The 16,659-nt window shown below is 67.0% G+C and carries 22 protein-coding genes; 16 read left to right on the top strand and 6 right to left on the bottom strand.

What is annotated here, in order from left to right:
* Positions 1–161: 161 nt before the first annotated feature.
* The 10 genes from secY (at position 162) to O3139_RS11910 (ending at position 6,659) form a co-directional block, all read left to right on the top strand.
* On the top strand, positions 162–1,541 hold the full coding sequence (secY, locus tag O3139_RS11955; RefSeq protein WP_269514295.1) for a preprotein translocase subunit SecY: 1,380 nt from the start codon (positions 162–164) through the stop codon (positions 1,539–1,541).
* A gap of 31 nt (positions 1,542–1,572) precedes the next feature.
* Positions 1,573–2,139, top strand: coding sequence for an adenylate kinase (locus tag O3139_RS11950; protein WP_269514294.1), 567 nt, complete (start codon positions 1,573–1,575; stop codon positions 2,137–2,139).
* 182 nt (positions 2,140–2,321) lie between these two features.
* The gene (locus O3139_RS11945) at positions 2,322–2,990 is read left to right on the top strand and encodes an energy transducer TonB (RefSeq protein ID WP_269514293.1); all 669 of its coding nucleotides are present in this window, start codon (positions 2,322–2,324) and stop codon (positions 2,988–2,990) included.
* Positions 2,991–3,025: 35 nt separating this feature from the next.
* Positions 3,026–3,250, top strand: a complete 225-nt coding sequence (locus O3139_RS11940; RefSeq protein WP_269514292.1) for a hypothetical protein — start codon at positions 3,026–3,028, stop codon at positions 3,248–3,250.
* The gene (locus O3139_RS11935; protein ID WP_269514291.1) at positions 3,243–3,593 is read left to right on the top strand and encodes a type II toxin-antitoxin system PemK/MazF family toxin; all 351 of its coding nucleotides are present in this window, start codon (positions 3,243–3,245) and stop codon (positions 3,591–3,593) included. The genes O3139_RS11940 and O3139_RS11935 overlap by 8 nt, the downstream gene beginning before the upstream one ends.
* A gap of 110 nt (positions 3,594–3,703) precedes the next feature.
* Entirely contained in the window at positions 3,704–4,072 is a 369-nt protein-coding gene (gene rpsM / locus O3139_RS11930) for a 30S ribosomal protein S13 (protein WP_077357905.1), read from the top strand.
* Positions 4,073–4,081: 9 nt separating this feature from the next.
* Positions 4,082–4,471, top strand: coding sequence for a 30S ribosomal protein S11 (gene rpsK / locus O3139_RS11925; RefSeq protein WP_013268944.1), 390 nt, complete (start codon positions 4,082–4,084; stop codon positions 4,469–4,471).
* Positions 4,472–4,557: 86 nt separating this feature from the next.
* Positions 4,558–5,577, top strand: a complete 1,020-nt coding sequence (locus tag O3139_RS11920) for a DNA-directed RNA polymerase subunit alpha (protein ID WP_269514290.1) — start codon at positions 4,558–4,560, stop codon at positions 5,575–5,577.
* 92 nt (positions 5,578–5,669) lie between these two features.
* Positions 5,670–6,086, top strand: coding sequence for a 50S ribosomal protein L17 (gene rplQ, locus O3139_RS11915; RefSeq protein ID WP_269514289.1), 417 nt, complete (start codon positions 5,670–5,672; stop codon positions 6,084–6,086).
* Between the two features lie 87 nt (positions 6,087–6,173).
* Positions 6,174–6,659, top strand: a complete 486-nt coding sequence (locus O3139_RS11910) for a GNAT family N-acetyltransferase (RefSeq protein ID WP_269514288.1) — start codon at positions 6,174–6,176, stop codon at positions 6,657–6,659.
* A 51-nt stretch (positions 6,660–6,710) separates the two neighbouring features.
* Here the strand turns inward: O3139_RS11910 and O3139_RS11905 are convergent, their stop codons facing one another.
* Entirely contained in the window at positions 6,711–7,724 is a 1,014-nt protein-coding gene (locus O3139_RS11905; protein WP_269514287.1) for a hypothetical protein, read from the bottom strand.
* Positions 7,725–7,892: 168 nt separating this feature from the next.
* Between O3139_RS11905 and O3139_RS11900 the strand changes: the two genes are divergently transcribed.
* Positions 7,893–8,546, top strand: coding sequence for a glutathione S-transferase family protein (locus tag O3139_RS11900; RefSeq protein WP_269514286.1), 654 nt, complete (start codon positions 7,893–7,895; stop codon positions 8,544–8,546).
* A gap of 4 nt (positions 8,547–8,550) precedes the next feature.
* On the opposite strand, the gene O3139_RS11895 is transcribed toward O3139_RS11900, so the two are convergent.
* The 3 genes from O3139_RS11895 to O3139_RS11885 form a co-directional block, all read right to left on the bottom strand.
* Positions 8,551–9,420 carry an ABC transporter permease subunit gene (locus O3139_RS11895; protein ID WP_269514285.1) on the bottom strand — a complete coding sequence of 290 codons (870 nt, stop codon included), beginning with the start codon at positions 9,418–9,420 and terminating at the stop codon, positions 8,551–8,553.
* Positions 9,417–10,325, bottom strand: coding sequence for an ABC transporter ATP-binding protein (locus O3139_RS11890; protein WP_269514284.1), 909 nt, complete (start codon positions 10,323–10,325; stop codon positions 9,417–9,419). The genes O3139_RS11895 and O3139_RS11890 overlap by 4 nt, the downstream gene beginning before the upstream one ends.
* A 75-nt stretch (positions 10,326–10,400) precedes the next feature.
* Positions 10,401–11,024, bottom strand: a complete 624-nt coding sequence (locus O3139_RS11885) for a hypothetical protein (RefSeq protein WP_269514283.1) — start codon at positions 11,022–11,024, stop codon at positions 10,401–10,403.
* A 134-nt stretch (positions 11,025–11,158) separates the two neighbouring features.
* On the opposite strand from O3139_RS11885, the gene O3139_RS11880 reads away from it, so the two are divergent.
* Positions 11,159–11,581, top strand: coding sequence for a DUF805 domain-containing protein (locus tag O3139_RS11880; protein WP_269514282.1), 423 nt, complete (start codon positions 11,159–11,161; stop codon positions 11,579–11,581).
* Between the two features lie 141 nt (positions 11,582–11,722).
* Positions 11,723–13,120 carry a Do family serine endopeptidase gene (locus O3139_RS11875; RefSeq protein WP_269514281.1) on the top strand — a complete coding sequence of 466 codons (1,398 nt, stop codon included), beginning with the start codon at positions 11,723–11,725 and terminating at the stop codon, positions 13,118–13,120.
* Here O3139_RS11875 and O3139_RS11870 read toward each other — a convergent pair.
* Positions 13,117–13,539 carry a VOC family protein gene (locus tag O3139_RS11870; protein ID WP_269514280.1) on the bottom strand — a complete coding sequence of 141 codons (423 nt, stop codon included), beginning with the start codon at positions 13,537–13,539 and terminating at the stop codon, positions 13,117–13,119. The genes O3139_RS11875 and O3139_RS11870 overlap by 4 nt on opposite strands.
* A gap of 1 nt (position 13,540) precedes the next feature.
* Positions 13,541–13,960 carry a VOC family protein gene (locus tag O3139_RS11865; protein ID WP_269514279.1) on the bottom strand — a complete coding sequence of 140 codons (420 nt, stop codon included), beginning with the start codon at positions 13,958–13,960 and terminating at the stop codon, positions 13,541–13,543.
* A gap of 67 nt (positions 13,961–14,027) precedes the next feature.
* On the opposite strand from O3139_RS11865, the gene O3139_RS11860 reads away from it, so the two are divergent.
* The 3 genes from O3139_RS11860 to O3139_RS11850 all read left to right on the top strand — a co-directional run bounded on the left by O3139_RS11860 (position 14,028) and on the right by O3139_RS11850 (position 16,615).
* Positions 14,028–15,332 (top strand): replication-associated recombination protein A, encoded by a 1,305-nt coding sequence (locus O3139_RS11860; RefSeq protein WP_269514278.1) that lies wholly within the window; start codon positions 14,028–14,030, stop codon positions 15,330–15,332.
* An 80-nt stretch (positions 15,333–15,412) separates the two neighbouring features.
* The gene (locus tag O3139_RS11855) at positions 15,413–15,856 is read left to right on the top strand and encodes a hypothetical protein (RefSeq protein ID WP_269514277.1); all 444 of its coding nucleotides are present in this window, start codon (positions 15,413–15,415) and stop codon (positions 15,854–15,856) included.
* A gap of 9 nt (positions 15,857–15,865) precedes the next feature.
* Entirely contained in the window at positions 15,866–16,615 is a 750-nt protein-coding gene (locus O3139_RS11850) for an RluA family pseudouridine synthase (RefSeq protein ID WP_269514276.1), read from the top strand.
* The last annotated feature ends 44 nt before the right edge of the window (positions 16,616–16,659 follow it).

Below are 16,659 nucleotides of genomic sequence, written 5' to 3'. Positions count from 1 at the left end.
GATGCCAACAAGATTTCGGCTCGCACGACCCGCTCCGCCTCGAAGGCGTAACAATAAAGCACGGGGGGCGGTCTCGCTAAGCGGCCGCCCTTCGCCTATCTGGACGTTGGCCCCGGATTCGTTTCGATTGGCCGCGTACTGATCAGTCGGGGTAACGACACATGGCTTCGGCCGCCGAACAACTCGCCGCCAACATGAACATGGGCTCGTTCGCGAAAGCGACCGAGCTGCACAAACGTCTGCTGTTCACGCTGGGCGCACTGCTGGTTTATCGCATCGGCACCTATGTGCCGATCCCGGGGATCAACTCCGAAGCCTTCCTGCAGTTCTTCAACAATCCGGACGGCCAGCGCGGCATCCTGGACATGTTCAACATGTTCTCGGGCGGGGCGGTCGAGCGGATGGCCGTGTTCGCCCTGAACGTGACGCCCTACATCTCGGCCTCGATCATCGTCCAGCTGATGGGCAGCGTGTATCCGCCGTGGGAGAAGCTGAAGAAGGAAGGCGGGGAAAGCGGCCGCAAGCAGCTGAACCAGTACACCCGCTATCTGACCGTGGTCCTGGCCCTGGCGCAGTCGTTCGGCATCGCCGCCGGACTGAACGCCCAGCCCAGCCTGGTCGACAACCCCGGACTGTTCTTCATCGCCACGACGGTCGTTTCGCTGACCGGCGGCACCATGTTCCTGATGTGGCTGGGCGAGCAGGTGACGGCGCGCGGCGTCGGCAACGGTATCTCCCTGATCATCTTCGCCGGTATCGTCGCGGTCCTGCCGGGCACGATCGGGCGTCTGCTGGGTCTGGCCCAGCAGGGTCAGCTGTCGGCCTTCGCCCTGCTGTTCATCCTGGTGATGGTCGTGGCCGTGGTGGTCTTCATCGTCTTCATGGAGCGGGCCCAGCGTCGTCTGCTGATCCAGTATCCCAAGCGCCAGGAAGGCAACCGGATGGCGGGGGGCGAGCGCTCGTTCCTGCCGCTGAAGGTCAACACCGCCGGGGTCATCCCGCCGATCTTCGCCTCGTCCCTGCTGCTGCTGCCGTCGACCGTGGCGAACTTCGCCGCGACCGCCAACCTGCCGGCCTGGCTGGAATGGCTGCCCACCGTGGCGGCCCAGCTGACGCACGGCCAGCCGCTGTTCATGGTGCTGTACGGCCTGCTGATCGTCTTCTTCTGTTTCTTCTACACCTCGATCACCTTCAACCCCGAGGACACGGCCGAGAACCTGCGCAAATACGGTGGCTTCCTGCCGGGGATCCGTCCGGGCAAGCGGACGGCGGAATATCTGGACTATGTCCTGACCCGCCTGACCGTGATCGGCGCCGCCTATATCACCGCGGTCTGCCTGCTGCCGGAGATCATCTCTGCCAACTTCGGCCGGGGCCTTTATTTCGGCGGTACCTCGGTGCTGATCGTGGTGTCGGTGACGATGGATACGGTGGCGCAGATCCAGTCCCAGTTGCTGGCGCACCAGTACGAAGGCCTCATCAAGAAGGCCAAGCTGCGCGGCCGTGGCGGTCGCGGCGCGCCCGCGCCTTCGAGACGCTGACCCAGACAAGGCCCGGGGAGGGGCACCGAGCATGAACCTGATCCTGTTCGGGCCCCCCGCGGCCGGCAAGGGCACCCAGGCCAAGCGGCTGGTCGAACAGCGCGGCATGGTCCAGCTGTCCACCGGAGACATGCTGCGCGAGGCGATCGCTTCCGGCTCCGAGCTGGGCAGGCAGTGCCAGGAGATCATGTCGAGGGGCGGCCTGATCGCCGACGACATCGTCATCGCCCTGATCGCCGCCCGGCTGAAGGAAGCCGAGGAGGCCGGTGGGGCCATCTTCGACGGCTTCCCCCGCACCATTGCCCAGGCCGAGGCGCTGGACGCCATGCTGGTCAAGCTGGGCAAGAAGATCGACGCCGTGGTGCGGCTGAAGGTCGACGATGATGCCCTGCTGGAGCGGGTCTCGAAACGGTTCGCCGAGCAGGGCCGCCCGGACGACAATCCCGAGAGCTTCAAGGTCCGGCTGGACGCCTACAACCGCAATACCGCGCCGCTGCTGCCCTACTATGGCGACAGGGGTCTGCTGACCGAGGTGGACGGCATGGGCTCGATCGAGGCCGTGGCCACCGCCATCTCCGGGGCGCTGGCTCGCGCCTGAGCCGGATGGACCTGAAGGGGCCATGAGCCCTGCGGTCATGCACCGTCGTCATCGCTCTGCTATGGATCGTTTCGGTCGGCCGTAGCGTTTGGTCGGCCAGGCCTTGCGGCAGGCGCCGCGACCGGAGCACGATCATTCCCGCTACGCCCAAATCCGCGAGACGCTGGCGTCAGGGCGGCGTCTTGCTCGCCGTCGTCTCGCTGCATGCGGTGCTGTTCGCCCTGAGCGGTCTGGGGCACTCGCGGCCGCCGGTCGTGGTCCGGACGCCGATCGAGGTGCAGCTGGTCGAACCGATCCCCAGTCCTCCACCACCCCCTCCGCCCGAGCCGCCCGCCCCAGTGGCCGGGGGCGGCGCACCGGCGGCACCTTCCGTCGTGCATGTCTCGCCCCGTCCCGTGCCGCGCCCCGAGCTGCCCGCGCCCTCCAGGCCCGCGCCCGCTCCCGCCGTGATTGTCGGGGCCTCGGATCAGCCGGCCCCGACACCGGGTTCGGGCCAGGGTGGCCAAGGCAACGGAACGGGCGACGGAGAGGGGGAGGGCGATGGGCCGGGAGCGGGCTCTGGCCCCCTCATCCTGCGCGGGGCCTCCAATGGGGAAATCCTGGCCCTGGTGCCACCGGAGGCGCGCCGCAGGCGGGTGCCGGGTCGGGCGTCGGTCAACTGCGTGATCCGGTCCGACACGCGGCTGGAGGGTTGCCGCGTGGTGTCCGAAAGTCCGCAGGGGCTGGGCCTTGGCGAGGCGGCGATCCGTGTGGCGGAGACCCATTTCCGCTTCCGCCCGCCGACGACGGCTGCAGGGCGGCCGGTCGAGGGATTCCGGGTGACGGTCGTGGTCCTGTTCGGTCGTCAGTGATTGCTGATACGTGTGATCACACGTATGATGGCCGAATGAAAAAGTTGACCATCACTGTGGATGACGACGTCTATGCCGGACTGCAGGCGCAGATCGGACCCGGGCGGATCAGCCGGTTCGTCAACGATCTCGTTCGCCCGTTCGTCGACGAAGCGTCGCTGGAAAGTGGGTATCGGGACATGGCGGCCGATCGGGAGCGCGAGCGCGAGGCTGATGAATGGTGTGAAGGACTGATCGGAGACGTCATCGTCGATGACTGACTATCCCCGGCGAGGTGAAGTCTGGTGGGTGGATTTCGACCCAAGCATCGGAGGGGAAATCCGGAAGACCCGCCCGGCCGTCGTGATCAGCAACAACACGGCGAACCGCGTGCTGAACCGGGTTCAGGTCATTCCGGTCACAAGCAACACGGAACGCCTCTATCCTGCCGAGGCATGGGTCAATGTGGGGGGCAAGCGCGGCAAGGCCATGGCGGACCAGATCTTCACCGCCTCCAAGCTGCGGCTTGGTCGCCGCCTCGGTCGGATATCGTCAGAGGAACTGGCGGCGGTGGATAGAGCCCTGATTACCCTGCTGGGCCTGACCCCGGCCATCACCCGTTGACGCAATCTGAATCGCCTGTATAAGGCGCGCTTCCCGCGAAGGGCGCCACGCTCCTGGTCTGTTGACCGGAGCGTTTGTTGCGTCCGGTTTGCGCGTACCTGGAGATCTTCGTGGCCCGTATCGCTGGCGTCAACATTCCGACCAACAAGCGCGTCGAAATCGCGCTTCAGTACATCCATGGCATCGGCCCGGCCGCTGCCAAGGACATCACCGGCAAGGTGGGCATCGAGGCCTCGCGCCGCGTGAACCAGCTGACGGACGCCGAAGTCCTGCAGATCCGCGAGACGATCGACAAGGATCACACCGTCGAGGGCGACCTGCGCCGCGAGACGTCGATGAACATCAAGCGTCTGATGGACCTGGCCTGCTACCGCGGCCTGCGTCACCGCAAGGGCCTGCCGGTCCGCGGTCAGCGCACCCACACCAACGCCCGCACCCGCAAGGGTCCCGCCAAGCCGATCGCCGGCAAGAAGAAGTAAGACAGACACATGGCCAAGGAACCGGGTCGCGTAAAGAAACGCGAGCGCAAGAACATCACCTCGGGCGTCGCCCATGTGAATGCGTCTTTCAACAACACCATGATCACGATCACCGATGCCCAGGGCAACGCGATCTCGTGGTCGTCGGCGGGTCACATGGGCTTCAAGGGTTCGCGCAAGTCGACCCCCTACGCCGCCCAGATGGCCGCCGAAGACGCCGGCAAGAAGGCCCAGGAACACGGCGTGAAGACGCTGGAGGTCAACGTCTCGGGTCCTGGTTCCGGTCGTGAGTCGGCCCTGCGCGCGCTGCAGTCGGTTGGCCTGACCATTACGACCATCCGCGACGTCACGCCGATGCCGCACAACGGCTGCCGTCCGCCCAAGCGTCGCCGCGTCTAAGCTACCCCGCCGCCTGCTCTATTTCTCCGCCGGTTCCGCCTCCCTGACGAGGTGAGAGGAGCCGGCGACACTCGTTAGGGACACCTATGATCGAACGTAACTGGCAAGAGCTGATCCGTCCCGAGAAGCCGCAGATCGAACTGGGCTCCGATGCCCAGCGCAAGGCCCGCCTGGTGGCCGAGCCCCTCGAACGCGGTTTCGGTGTGACGCTCGGCAACGCCCTGCGCCGCGTGCTGCTGTCGTCGCTGCAAGGCGCGGCCGTGACGGCCATCCAGATCGATGGCGTCGTGCACGAATTCTCGTCGCTGGAAGGCGTGCGGGAAGATGTCGTCGACATCGTCCTGAACATCAAGCAACTGGCGCTGCGCATGCACGCCGAGGGCCCCAAGCGTATGACCCTGCGCGCCACCGGCCCCGGTCCCGTGACCGCCGGCCAGATCGACGTCCCCGCCGACATCGAGGTGCTGAACCCCAACCACGTCATCTGCACCCTGGATGACGGCGCCTCGATCCGCATGGAGCTGACCGTCCAGAACGGCAAGGGCTATGTCGCGTCCGAGTTCAACCGTCCCGAAGACGCCCCGATCGGCCTGATCGCCGTCGACGCCCTGTATTCGCCGGTCAAGCGCGTCGCCTATCGCGTCGAGCCGACCCGTCAGGGCCAGTCGCTGGACTATGACAAGCTGGTGCTGGAAGTCGAAACCAACGGTGCCGTGTCGCCTGTGGACGCCGTGGCCTATGCCTCGCGCATCCTGCAGGACCAGCTGCAGATCTTCATCACCTTCGACGAGCCGAAGAAGGCCGTGGAACAGGCGGACGGCAAGCCCGACCTGCCGTTCAACCCGGCCCTGCTGAAGAAGGTCGACGAGCTGGAACTGTCGGTCCGTTCGGCCAACTGCCTGAAGAACGACAACATCGTCTACATCGGCGACCTGATCCAGAAGACCGAGGGCGAGATGCTTCGCACCCCGAACTTCGGCCGCAAGTCGCTGAACGAGATCAAGGAAGTGCTGACCTCCATGGGTCTGTCGCTCGGCATGGACGTGCCGAACTGGCCCCCGGAAAACATCGAAGACCTGGCCAAGAAGTTCGACGACCAAATTTAGTTAAGTGGTGAGTGGTTAGGGGCGAGTGGCGAGGGGATCCTGCGCTTTTCTCGCCACTCGTCACTCGGCACTCGCCACTAGGAGAGACCCCGATGCGCCACGGCGCCGCCCACCGCAAACTCGGCCGCACGGCCAGCCATCGCACCGCCATGTTCGCGAACATGGCTGCGTCGCTGATCAAGCACGAGCAGATCACCACGACCCTGCCCAAGGCCAAGGAACTGCGTCCCTTCGTCGAAAAGCTGGTCACGCTCGGCAAGAAGGGCGATCTGCACGCCCGTCGTCAGGCCATCAGCCACGTTCGTGACGTGACCCAGGTCGGCAAGCTGTTCGAGACGATCGGCCCGCGCTATGCGGACCGTCATGGCGGCTACATCCGCATCATGAAGGCCGGCTACCGTCACGGCGACAATGCCCCGATGGCCGTGATCGAGTTCGTCGACCGCGACACCTCGGCCAAGGGCCAGGACTCGGGCCCGGTCGCCGTCTACGAAGGCGACGACGAATAGGCTTCGGCGACCGCGTCAGGATTTGAGGGCGATCCGGGTGACCGGGTCGCCCTTTTTCTTTGCCCGGGCGTCGGGCAGGGTGGCACCATGCAGATCGATATCGTCCCCTACCGCCCTGACCATGCTGCTGCCTGGGTCGCTCTGAACGAGCACTGGATCCTGGCCGGGGGCTATGCGCTGGAGGCCAAGGACCGGTTGGTGCTGGACGATCCGGAGGGGGCGGTCCTGTCGAAGGGCGGGGCCATCTTCATGGCGGAGCGGGACCCCGGCCTACGCCGGGGTGAATGGCAGGCGGTCGGGTGCTGTTCGCTGATGGTCATGCCGGACGGCGGCCGTGAGGTCGGCAAGATGGCGGTGGCACCGGACGCACAGGGGCTGGGCCTGGGGCGAAAGCTGCTGGACGCCTGCGAAGCCCATGCGCGGTCGGTGGGGGCGCCGCGCCTGTATCTGGAGACCAATGTGGCCCAGGCCCATGCCATCGCGCTCTATCGCCGGTTCGGCTTCATGGACCTGCCACCCCAGCCGACACCCTATGTCCGCTGCAATGTCTGGATGGAGAAACGGCTGTCTTGAGGCCTTGAGTTCAAGGCGATCCGCTCGCCCGGCAAGACGGAGGATCCGCGCCTACTCCGGCGAGTTGTAGATGTTGTTCCTGCGATTGTAGGTGTTGGCGATCTCTTCCTCGGTCTGTCTTCTGTAGAACTCCTGCTCGGCTTCGCGCTGGCTTTGGTAGGCCGTGGAAGTTTCGCCCGACGCTTGATCACGGGGAGCCGGGGCAGACATCACGGGCCTGCATGAATCCTGGAAATCCCAGTAGACGACGCACTGCACGACGCCTGCCTGAAGCCTGGCCTCAACCCAGCCCGGGGCACCGCCGTTGAAGGAGTAGTTCCCCCTGACCGTCACCAGGCCGTCGTTTGACGCGGGCATCACGACGACGCTGTTGACCGACCCGGGATCAAACCGATTGAACAACCACGATTGCGAGTCCTGGGCGATGGCCTGTTCCAGGGCCGTTGTCTGGCTGCGACTCGCTGCCGGTCGCGAGGCGAGCATCGCCTGGAACGCCGCCTCTTCCTGCGCCGCCATCGCCTGCTCGGCTTCCCGTTGCCGCTGGGCTGCCAGCTGCGCCTGCTGGTTGATCCGGTCCTGTTCGACCAGATCGACAGCCGAGGTGGCGACGGCCGCCAGACGCATCACCGTTCTGCTCCCGGGGCCGGAATCGTCCTGTTCGTATTCAAACCTGGTCAGCGAGCAGGTGGCGCGGAACTGATGGCCGAAGTTATCGACGATGTCGCAGACTTCGCCCGATCGGGTTCCGTAGAAGGTCGAGGTACCGCCCGTGAAGACGTCAGAGTTGCTGGTCAGCGCGTCCGTCCCGCGCACGGTCGAACCGTCGTAGACGACTTCGGCGTGATAGCCGCCGGATATCGGTATCTGCCGACTGCCAGCGAGATTCAGGTTTATGCCACCCAGCTGGAGCTGTGCACCGTTCCGGCGGTCCTGAACCGTAAGTGTGCCGCTCATTCCGCCGTCGTAGACGACACTGACGCGTCCGCCCTTCGCGAAGGCCGCTTGGACGGTCTGGGCGTTTGCGACCCCTGCCGGGATCAGGGCGAGAGACAGGATCGAAGCCACAAGCCGAAGACCACGCGTCATTTTGCCCTTCCTCCCAGGAACAGCAAAGCTTGACATCGGCGTATGACGCTAGTGTGACGGTTGCGAGACGGCCGGTTCCGGTTCCATGCGAGCCGAGGATGCGTCGTTTCCCTTGACCTGAGGCGACGGCAACGACGACATCAGGCCATGACCGACCTGATCCTCTACAGCCACCCGTTCTCGTCCTACTGCCAGAAGGCGATCGTGGCGTTTTACGAGAAAGACCTGCCCTTCACCCAGCGGATGCTGGAGGACGAGGGGGCGATGACGGAGCTGAAGGCGGCCTGGCCGTTCGGGCAGTTTCCGGTGCTGAAGGAGGGCGCGCGCCACTTCGCCGAGGCGTCGATCATCATCGAGCGGCTGGACCAGATCGACCCCGCGACGCCGATGATCCCGACCGATCCGGACCTGGCGCTGGAAACGCGGTTCATGGACCGGGTGTTCGACAACCACCTGCAGGCCAATCAGCAGCGGATCATCTACAACGCCCTGCGGCCTGAGGCGGACCGCGACCCCCTGATCGTGACGGAAGCGAAGGCAAGGCTGGAGACGGCCTATGCCTGGCTGGACGGGGTGATGTCGGGCCGGACCTGGGCGGCGGGCGAGGTCTTCACCCTGGCCGACTGCGGGGCGGCGCCGGGCCTGCTCTATGCCCACTGGACCCATCCGATCCCGAAGGACCTGAACCACCTGTGGGCCTATCGCCGCCGCCTGCTGTCCCGACCCAGCTATGCCCGGGCCCTGGACGAGGCCCGGCCGTACCGGGGCTATTTCCCGCTGGGCGCGCCGGACGAGGATTGACCGCCTACTCCTTCGACAGGTCCTGACGGCTGAACCAGGCGATGGCGGCGGCGAGGGGGGCGAGGGTCCAGAGGGTCAGGCTGACGATGGCCTTCAGCGCCAGGCCGTCGGGCTGTCCCGGCGCGCCGGCGATCACGGCCTTCAGGGTGTCATAGGCAAGGCCGGGGAGCAGAAGTTGCGCCTGCCACCCGGTCGGCTCCCAGCCCAGCAGGGGCAGCCCGGGACCGCCCAGCAGCGACTGGGCGAAGCCGATGACGACCGGCACGAAGAGGCTGGCCAGTAGCGAACGGGTGACCACGGCGGTCAGCAGGGCGATCATGGCGTACTGGACGATCCGCACCCAGGCGAGCAGGACCAGAAGCACGAACTGCCCGGCCTCGAACCCTTCCGGGTCGACGGTGAGGGACTTGCCATAGATCAGGGCCTCGCTGAGGCTGAAGATCAGGCCCGCGATCAGGAAGGTCGCCATGGTGGCCAGCGCCGTCAGCTTGAACACCGCGACCTTGCCCAGCAGCAGGTTGACCCGGCTGTTGCGGGCGCTGGTCAGACGCCAGGTCTCCCAGCGGTAGTCGCCGGCATAGAGGGTGGCGGCCCCGATCAGCATGAAGACGAGAATGGCTCCATTGGCCAGGCCGCCGACGCCGACGCCCAGTCCGTCCAGCAGATTGACGGGGGCCGTGGCCGAGAGGTCAGCCGGCAGACGGGTCGCGGCGGCGAGTTCGGCGGCCTTGCCCTTGTTGGCCGCGTGATAGATCAGGCCGCCGAGCACGAACAGCAGCGGCACGAAGAAGACGCTCCAGAACACGGCCATGCGATTGCGGACGAGCCGGTAGGCCTCGGAGCGCAGGACGTCGGGCAACAGGATCACGCTCATCGGATCGCCTCCACATGCTGGACGGAACCGGTTTCGGTCATGAAGACGCTTTCCAGATCGGCCCCGATCCAGCGGGCCTCCTCGATGTCGATCCCGGCCTCGACCAGGGCGCGGATCAGGGCGGGGGCCTCGGCGCGGGGGAGGGTGGCCAGGAGGGCGTCGCCCTCGACCGTGCCCCGGTCGCCGAGGATGGCCATGGCCGGCGCCATGGGGGTCAGGGACAGGCGCAGGCGTTCGCCGGCCGAGGTCAGGTCGGTGACCGAGCCCTCGCGGACCAGGGTGCCCCGGTTCAGGATGGCGACGCGGTCGCAGACGCGCTGGACCTCCAGCAGCTGGTGGCTGGCCAGGATGACGGTGATCCCGTCCGTCTCCGACAGGGAGCGGATCAGGGCGCGCATCTCCTGGATGCCGGGGGGATCCATGCCGCTGGTGGGCTCATCGAGGATGACCAGTTCGGGTTCGGTGATCAGGGCGGCGGCGACGCCCAGGCGTTGCAGCATGCCGACGGAGAAGCCGCGCACCTTGCGGTCCGCCGCCTCGGTCAGGCCGACCCGTTCCAGCCAGCCGGACACGCGGGCGGCGTCGGGGGTCAGGCCGTGGGCGAGGGACAGCCATTCCAGAACCTGGCGGGCGGTCATGAAGGGCGGGAAGCGCGGCGTCTCGATCATCGAGCCCATGCGGCGGCTGGCGGCGACGTCGCCCACTTTGCCGCCCATGACGATGGCCTCGCCCTCGGTCGGACGGATCAGGCCCAGCAGGATGCGGAACAGGGTCGACTTGCCCGCCCCATTGGGCCCCAGCACGCCATAGACCCCGCCGCGCGGGATGGTCAGGCTGAGCCCGTCCAGGGCGCGCACGGTCCCGTAGGTCTTGGTCAGGGCGCGGGTTTCGATCACGGCGGTCATGACCGGACCTTCGCCCGGTCAGGGGCGGTGGGCAAGTCGTCAGAGATTAAGCTTCGGACAGGTGGAGGGGTGCCGTCATCGTCGTTTTCGACCGTGCTTGAGCTGCCGGCGGCGGTCGGCGCGGTTCAGGGGGGCCGGTTCGGCGCTGGCGGGCGACAGGTCGGCCGAATTCGCGTGCACATCGTGCAGATTGTGCAGTTCGCGCCGGGCCGTCAGGGCGCGGTCTGTGGCCATCAGGGTGCGCGCCTCATGCTCCAGGGTGCGGGCACTGGCGGTCGCCTTGCGCAGCAGGTCGTTGGCGCGACGGTTCTGGTCGAGATCGTCGCGGCTCTGTTCGCGGGCCTGCTGGCGGGCGCGGCGGTCGTCAGCCTCGGCCTGACGGGCGACCGCATCGGCGAAACGGGCCCAGCGCAGGGCCTCGCTGACGAAGCCGCGCCGGGCGGCCTGGGCCATGCGGGCGCGGGCCATGCGGCGCAGTTCGGCCTCGTCGACCTCGGTGTCCGCGTCATCGTCGTATTCGAACGGTTCGGGATCGGGCTGATCGACACGTCGCCAGTGCTTTTCGGCGGCGCGGGCGCGAAAGGTGCGAACGCCCAGGTCGAGGCGGGCGCAGACGCTCTCGGCCGGTTCACCCGCCAGATAGGCCTCGCGGGCCTGGTCCCAGGTGTCTTCGGATCGGATGCGGTAGGGGGCGGTCATGGGCGCAGGGTAGGGGGGGCCTGCGTCAGGATCGGTCGCAGGCCAGCCTGATGCCCGAAGATCTCGATCGATGAAGCCCCATCGGTTGCCAAGGCAGGGCGGTCCGCCCATGCTGAAGGATGGAGGAGGCAGGCGTGGCAGAGTTTTTCAGCATCTCGGGAAGGGCCGACAAAGGCTCATACGGCTTATTCACCATAGGCTTCGCTGTGGTGGTGTTTGGCTTGGCCGAAATCCAGTCGGGTGCACCTGTGACGCAGATGATGTCATCGCCATGGCTCGTCCTGGGCCGTGCCCTCGATGAGGTCGTTCAAGTCCCCGACAGGCTCTGGGATATGGTGATCTCCCTTGGGCTTGGGCTTACGCTTGTTTGGGGCTTCGTGGCCTTCACCATTCGTCGCCTCAGAGACGCCGGCCAATCTCCATGGTGGACATTGCTGTTTGTCTTTTCCAATGCCGTCGTCCTCTCGATGATCGTGCTGTCGTTTCTGCCGTCTGCAATACGCGCGGCACCGCGACGCACTGAAACCCCGGACAGATCCTTGGCGATTGCGGACTAGCAGCACGGGCGCGTGCCGACTGAGTGGCGCTTGACCCAAGAAACGGATTCCAGGCCCGGAGCTTCGGCATCGCCCGCGCCTTGAAGCCGCCCGAAATCGGTACAGATATGCGCGACCGGGATGACTGAACTCTGGAACGCCATGAAGACTTCGACCCTCGCGATCACGGCGGCGCTGGCGCTGGCCGCGTGCGGCAACGCCAACTCAACCAAGGCCCAGGACGGCGTGTTCGCCGAGCCGACCAACCGGACGCCGCCGACCGACGTCTCGACCATGAAGCAGAGCTTCTCGCCCGTCGTGCGCGAGGCGGCCCCGGCGGTGGTGAACATTTCGGCGCGGTCGGTGCAGCGGGTGCAGGCCGACCCCTTCTTCCAGATGTTCGGCGGCGGCATGCCGCGCGAGCGGGTGGCGGAATCGGCGGGCTCGGGCGTCATCGTGCGCTCGGACGGCATTGTGGTCACCAACAACCACGTCATCGAAGGGGCCCAGCAGATCCGCGTCGTCCTGAACGACCGGCGCGAGTTTCCGGCCGAGGTGATCCTGGCCGACGAACGGTCCGACATCGCCGTGCTGAGGCTGACGGGGGTGACCGAACAGCTTCCTGTCCTGGCCATCGACGACCGCGAGGAACAGCAGGTCGGCGACCTGGTTCTGGCCATCGGCAATCCGTTCGGGGTCGGTCAGACGGTGACCAACGGCATCATCTCGGCCCTGAACCGGACCGAGACCGGCATTTCGGATTCGGGGTCCTTCATCCAGACGGATGCGGCGATCAATCCCGGCAACTCCGGCGGGCCGCTGGTGGACATGGACGGCGATGTGATCGGCATCAATACGGCGATCTTCTCGCGGTCGGGGTCGTCCTCGGGCGTCGGGTTCGCCGTGCCGGCCTCGATGGTGCGGCGGGTGGTGGACAGCGCGCTGGGCGGCGCGACGGCGGTGGTGCGGCCGTGGCTGGGGGTGAAGGGCGACAGCGTGACGGCGGACATCGCCCGCTCGCTGGGCCTGGCCCGGCCGCAGGGGCTGATCGTCACCGACGTCTATGCCAACGGGCCGGGCGCGCGGGCGGGCCTGCGCGAAGGCGACGTCATCACCGCCATCGACGGCGCCGAGATCAACGACCAGGGCGGGCTGAACTTCCGCATCGGGACGAAGAGCCCCAACGACAGCGTGGCCGTGACGGTCCTGCGCGAGGGGCAGTCCCGGACGTTGAACGCGCGGGTCCAGACCCTGCCGGGCGATGCCAAGGGCAATGGCCAGACGATCGAACAGGGACCGTTCGCAGGGGCCCAGGTCGCGGCCCTGAACCCGGCGCTGGCCGACCGGCTGGGGGGTGATCCCTTCGCCAGCGGAGCGATCGTCACCGATGTGGCGCGCAACAGCTATGCCTATCGCGCCAACGGCTTCCTGCCGGGCGATGTGGTGACCCGGATCGACGGGCGGCCCGTGCGCGATCTGTCGGCGATCCGGGAGGCCACGCGGGGGTCGGAAGTGTCCCTGTTGCGGCAGGGCCGGGTGATGTCGGGGCGGGTGCGCTAAAGGCCCGTCTTCGGCCCCAGAAAGGACCAGACGTGTCCGAAAGGGTCGCTCATCTTGCCATGGCGGCCGTAGAAGTCGTCCGTGGCCGGGCGGACGGTGATGGCTCCTTCCTTTGCGGCGCGGGCCATCCAGGCATCGACGTCGTCGACGGCCAGAGCGATGTTGCAGCTGCTGCCGTTCAGGTGGTGTGGCGACCGGGTTCCGATCCGGTCGTGGAGCTCCGGGAACTCGTCGGCCAGATAGATCGTGCCGCCATTGATGGAGAGTGCCGCGTGGCCCAGGCGGCCATCCGGTTCATCGTAACGCAGGATGACCGTCGCGGCGAAGGCACGGACATACCAATCGAGGGCCGTCGGGCCATCATGGACGACCAGATAGGGCACGACCGGCGGATCAGGCGGGACGTAGGGCGCCGACACGTCAGGGGCTCCGGATCGGCGAGCCGATCGACCAGCTGTGGCCGAAGGGGTCCTTGAGCACGCCGTAGCGGTCGCCCCAGAACTGGTCGGCCAGGGGGTGGACGGGCACGGCACCGGCGGTGATGGCGCGGTTCCACCATTCGTCGGCGTCGTCGACATAGAGGTGCAGGGTGACCGACTTCGGCTCCACATCGACCTCGCCGCCGTATTCGGGAAACTCGTCCGACAGCATGACGCTGCCGCCATTGATGTGCAGGTGGACGTGCAGCAGGCGTTCGCCGTCGTCGGCGACCATGCGGCGGACCTCCACCGCCCCGAAGGCGGCGCGATAGAATTCGGCGGCCGCATCGGCCCCGCGCGAGGCGATGCTGAGGTAGGGGGTGATGCCGGTCAGCGGCCGGGGGGCCTCCACCTGTTCCATGACGCGCCTCGTTGGGTCGAATTCCGGAGGTGAAAAGGGGACGGGCAGCGCCTATCTGTCAACCCGCATGACCGACCTGTTCGAAGCCTCCGGCATCCATCCCCCCGACGCGCCGCTGGCCGACCGGCTGCGGCCCGCGTCGCTGGACGAGGTGGTGGGGCAGGATCATCTGCTGGGCGAAGGCGGACCGATCCGGCGGATGATCGAGGCCGGGCGGCTGGGCTCCATGATCCTGTGGGGGCCACCGGGGACGGGCAAGACGACGATCGCCCGCCTGCTGGCCCGGGCGGCAGGCTATCAGTACCAGCAGATCTCGGCCGTCTTCTCGGGCGTCGCAGACCTGAAGAAGGCGTTCGAACAGGCCCGGGTCAGACGCGCGGCGGGCCAGTCGACCCTGCTGTTCGTGGACGAGATCCATCGCTTCAACCGGGCCCAGCAGGACGGATTCCTGCCCTTCGTGGAGGAGGGGGTGGTGACCCTGGTCGGAGCGACGACGGAGAATCCGTCGTTCGAACTGAACGGGGCCCTGCTGTCGCGCAGCCAGGTGTTCGTGCTGAAGCGGCTGGACGATGCAGCGCTGAATCAACTGTTGATTCGGGCCGAGGCGGAGGAGGGAGTGCTCCTGCCGCTGACGCCCGAGGCGCGTCAGGCGCTGCTGGCCCTGGCCGACGGAGACGGGCGATACTTGCTGACCATGGCCGAGACCCTGTTCGCCATGCCGCCCGAGCCACTGGACGTGCAGGCGCTGGCCGCGACGCTGCAGCGGCGGGCTCCGGCCTATGACAAGAGTAGAGAAGAACACTATAACCTTATATCCGCATTGCATAAATCGGTTCGCGGGTCGGACCCGGACGCGGCGCTGTACTGGCTGGCGCGGATGCTGAACGGGGGCGAGGACCCGCTGTATCTGGCGCGCCGGATCGTGCGGATGGCGGTCGAGGATATCGGCGAGGCCGACCCCCTGTCGCTGCTGGTCGCCAATGCGGCGAAGGACACCTACGACTTCCTGGGGTCGCCGGAGGGCGAGCTGGCCCTGGCCCAGGCGGTGGTGCATCTGGCGACCGCGCCCAAGTCGGTCGGGGTGTATGAAGCCTTCAAGGCGGCGAAGCGGGCGGCGGCGGAGACGGGCTCGCTGATGCCGCCCGCCCATATTCGCAACGCGCCGACGAAGCTGATGAAACAGCTCGGCTACGGCAAGGGCTACCAGTACGACCCGGACACCGAGGAGGGCTTCTCGGGGGCGAACTTCTTTCCCGACGAGATGGAACGGCGGGTCTTCTACAAACCGAAGGGCGAGGGCCACGAGGAGAAGGTCAAGGCGCGGCTGGAACGCTGGTCGGCGATGCGGGCGGCGAAATCCAACGCAAGTTGATCCGGCGAAGGTTGCCCGCGATGCGCAGAGGCGTATCGTCGGTCGCCTAACTGTCTTGGGAGGGGACGATGGTCAGCATCATGAGCGATACGCGGTCGGGGCGCACGCCCTGGCACTACTGGGTCGTCGGCGTGGTCGGGCTGTTGTGGAACAGCTACGGGCCCTTCGACTATACGATGACCCAGACGGGCGGGGACGCCTATCTGCGCGGCATCGGCATGACCGATCCGCAGATCGCCTATATGCATGCCATGCCGGTCTGGATGACGGGCGTGTGGGCCGTCGGGGTCTGGGGGGCCCTGCTCGGCTCGATCCTGCTGCTGGCACGCAAGCGGCTGGCGTTTCCGGTCTTCGTGGCGTCGCTGGCGGCGTTTCTGGTCAGCCTGATCTACAGCTATGGCCTGTCGAACGGCGCGGCCGTGATGGGCGACACGGCGTGGGTCATGAATGCGGTGATCCTGACGGGGTGCGTCTTCCTGGTCTGGTATTCGCGGATGATGGCGAAGCGCGGCTTTCTCCGCTAACCGGCGGGGGTGACCCTCAGAACCCCCGTATCCCTGACCGAAGACGAGATCGCGGCCGTTCGGTCGTGGGTGATCCACGAGGATGCCTCGGTCATCGCCTTCGCCAAACCGGCCGGGCTGTCGAGCCAGGGCGGGCGGATCCAGGCGCATACGCTGGACGACCTGCTGTGGGCCTTCGCGCGGTCGAACGGCAAGCGGCCGGAATTGGTGCACCGGCTGGACCGTGACACCTCGGGCGTCATCATGGCGGCGAGGACCAAGCCGGCGGCGAGCTTTCTGGGCAAGGCGATCCAGGCCCACCGGCTGACCAAGACCTATCTGGCGCTGGTCTCGGCCGCGCCGGAACCGGCCCGGGGCGACGTCAATGTGCCGCTGGTGCGCGAGGAGATCGGGCGCGAGAGCTATATGCGGGTGGCGGCCTTCGACACCAAGGGGGCGCAAGGGTCGCGGAGCCGGTACCGGACGCTGGCGGCCAGCGCGGAGGGGGCTCTGGTCGAGCTGCAGCCCTTCACCGGGCGGATGCATCAGCTGCGGGTGCATATGGCGCACATCGGCAGGCCGCTGGTCGGGGACGTCCGCTATGGCGGGGCGTTGACGGCGGCGGGACGGGGCGCACCCCGGCTGATGCTGCACGCGGCGTCGCTGAGATTTCCGCATCCGGAGGGCGGCGAGCGGACGGTGACGGCGGAACCGCCGGAGGATTTCAGGGCGCTGGCGGAGGCGATGGGGCTCAATCCTCACCCCCAGGGGGAGGATTAGGGCGGCAGGGAACGCTCGCGCTTGTTTCCGCGCTTAGGGGAAAA

The sequence above is a fragment of the Brevundimonas subvibrioides genome, from assembly GCF_027271155.1.
Lineage (GTDB): Bacteria > Pseudomonadota > Alphaproteobacteria > Caulobacterales > Caulobacteraceae > Brevundimonas > Brevundimonas subvibrioides_D.
Note: the sequence above shows the minus strand (reverse complement) of the source record. Positions and strands in the feature narration are given on the sequence as shown.

Coding starts and splice junctions, on each gene's coding strand:
- O3139_RS11920 (WP_269514290.1), top strand. CDS start 4,558: ATGATCGAACGTAACTGGCAAGAGCTGATCCGTCCCGAGAAGCCGCAG.
- O3139_RS11900 (WP_269514286.1), top strand. CDS start 7,893: ATGACCGACCTGATCCTCTACAGCCACCCGTTCTCGTCCTACTGCCAG.
- O3139_RS11950 (WP_269514294.1), top strand. CDS start 1,573: ATGAACCTGATCCTGTTCGGGCCCCCCGCGGCCGGCAAGGGCACCCAG.
- O3139_RS11935 (WP_269514291.1), top strand. CDS start 3,243: ATGACTGACTATCCCCGGCGAGGTGAAGTCTGGTGGGTGGATTTCGAC.
- O3139_RS11860 (WP_269514278.1), top strand. CDS start 14,028: ATGACCGACCTGTTCGAAGCCTCCGGCATCCATCCCCCCGACGCGCCG.
- O3139_RS11875 (WP_269514281.1), top strand. CDS start 11,723: ATGAAGACTTCGACCCTCGCGATCACGGCGGCGCTGGCGCTGGCCGCG.
- O3139_RS11895 (WP_269514285.1), bottom strand. CDS start 9,420: ATGAGCGTGATCCTGTTGCCCGACGTCCTGCGCTCCGAGGCCTACCGG.
- rplQ (WP_269514289.1), top strand. CDS start 5,670: ATGCGCCACGGCGCCGCCCACCGCAAACTCGGCCGCACGGCCAGCCAT.
- O3139_RS11865 (WP_269514279.1), bottom strand. CDS start 13,960: ATGGAACAGGTGGAGGCCCCCCGGCCGCTGACCGGCATCACCCCCTAC.
- O3139_RS11890 (WP_269514284.1), bottom strand. CDS start 10,325: ATGACCGCCGTGATCGAAACCCGCGCCCTGACCAAGACCTACGGGACC.
- O3139_RS11910 (WP_269514288.1), top strand. CDS start 6,174: ATGCAGATCGATATCGTCCCCTACCGCCCTGACCATGCTGCTGCCTGG.
- O3139_RS11885 (WP_269514283.1), bottom strand. CDS start 11,024: ATGACCGCCCCCTACCGCATCCGATCCGAAGACACCTGGGACCAGGCC.
- secY (WP_269514295.1), top strand. CDS start 162: ATGGCTTCGGCCGCCGAACAACTCGCCGCCAACATGAACATGGGCTCG.
- O3139_RS11855 (WP_269514277.1), top strand. CDS start 15,413: ATGAGCGATACGCGGTCGGGGCGCACGCCCTGGCACTACTGGGTCGTC.
- rpsK (WP_013268944.1), top strand. CDS start 4,082: ATGGCCAAGGAACCGGGTCGCGTAAAGAAACGCGAGCGCAAGAACATC.
- O3139_RS11940 (WP_269514292.1), top strand. CDS start 3,026: ATGAAAAAGTTGACCATCACTGTGGATGACGACGTCTATGCCGGACTG.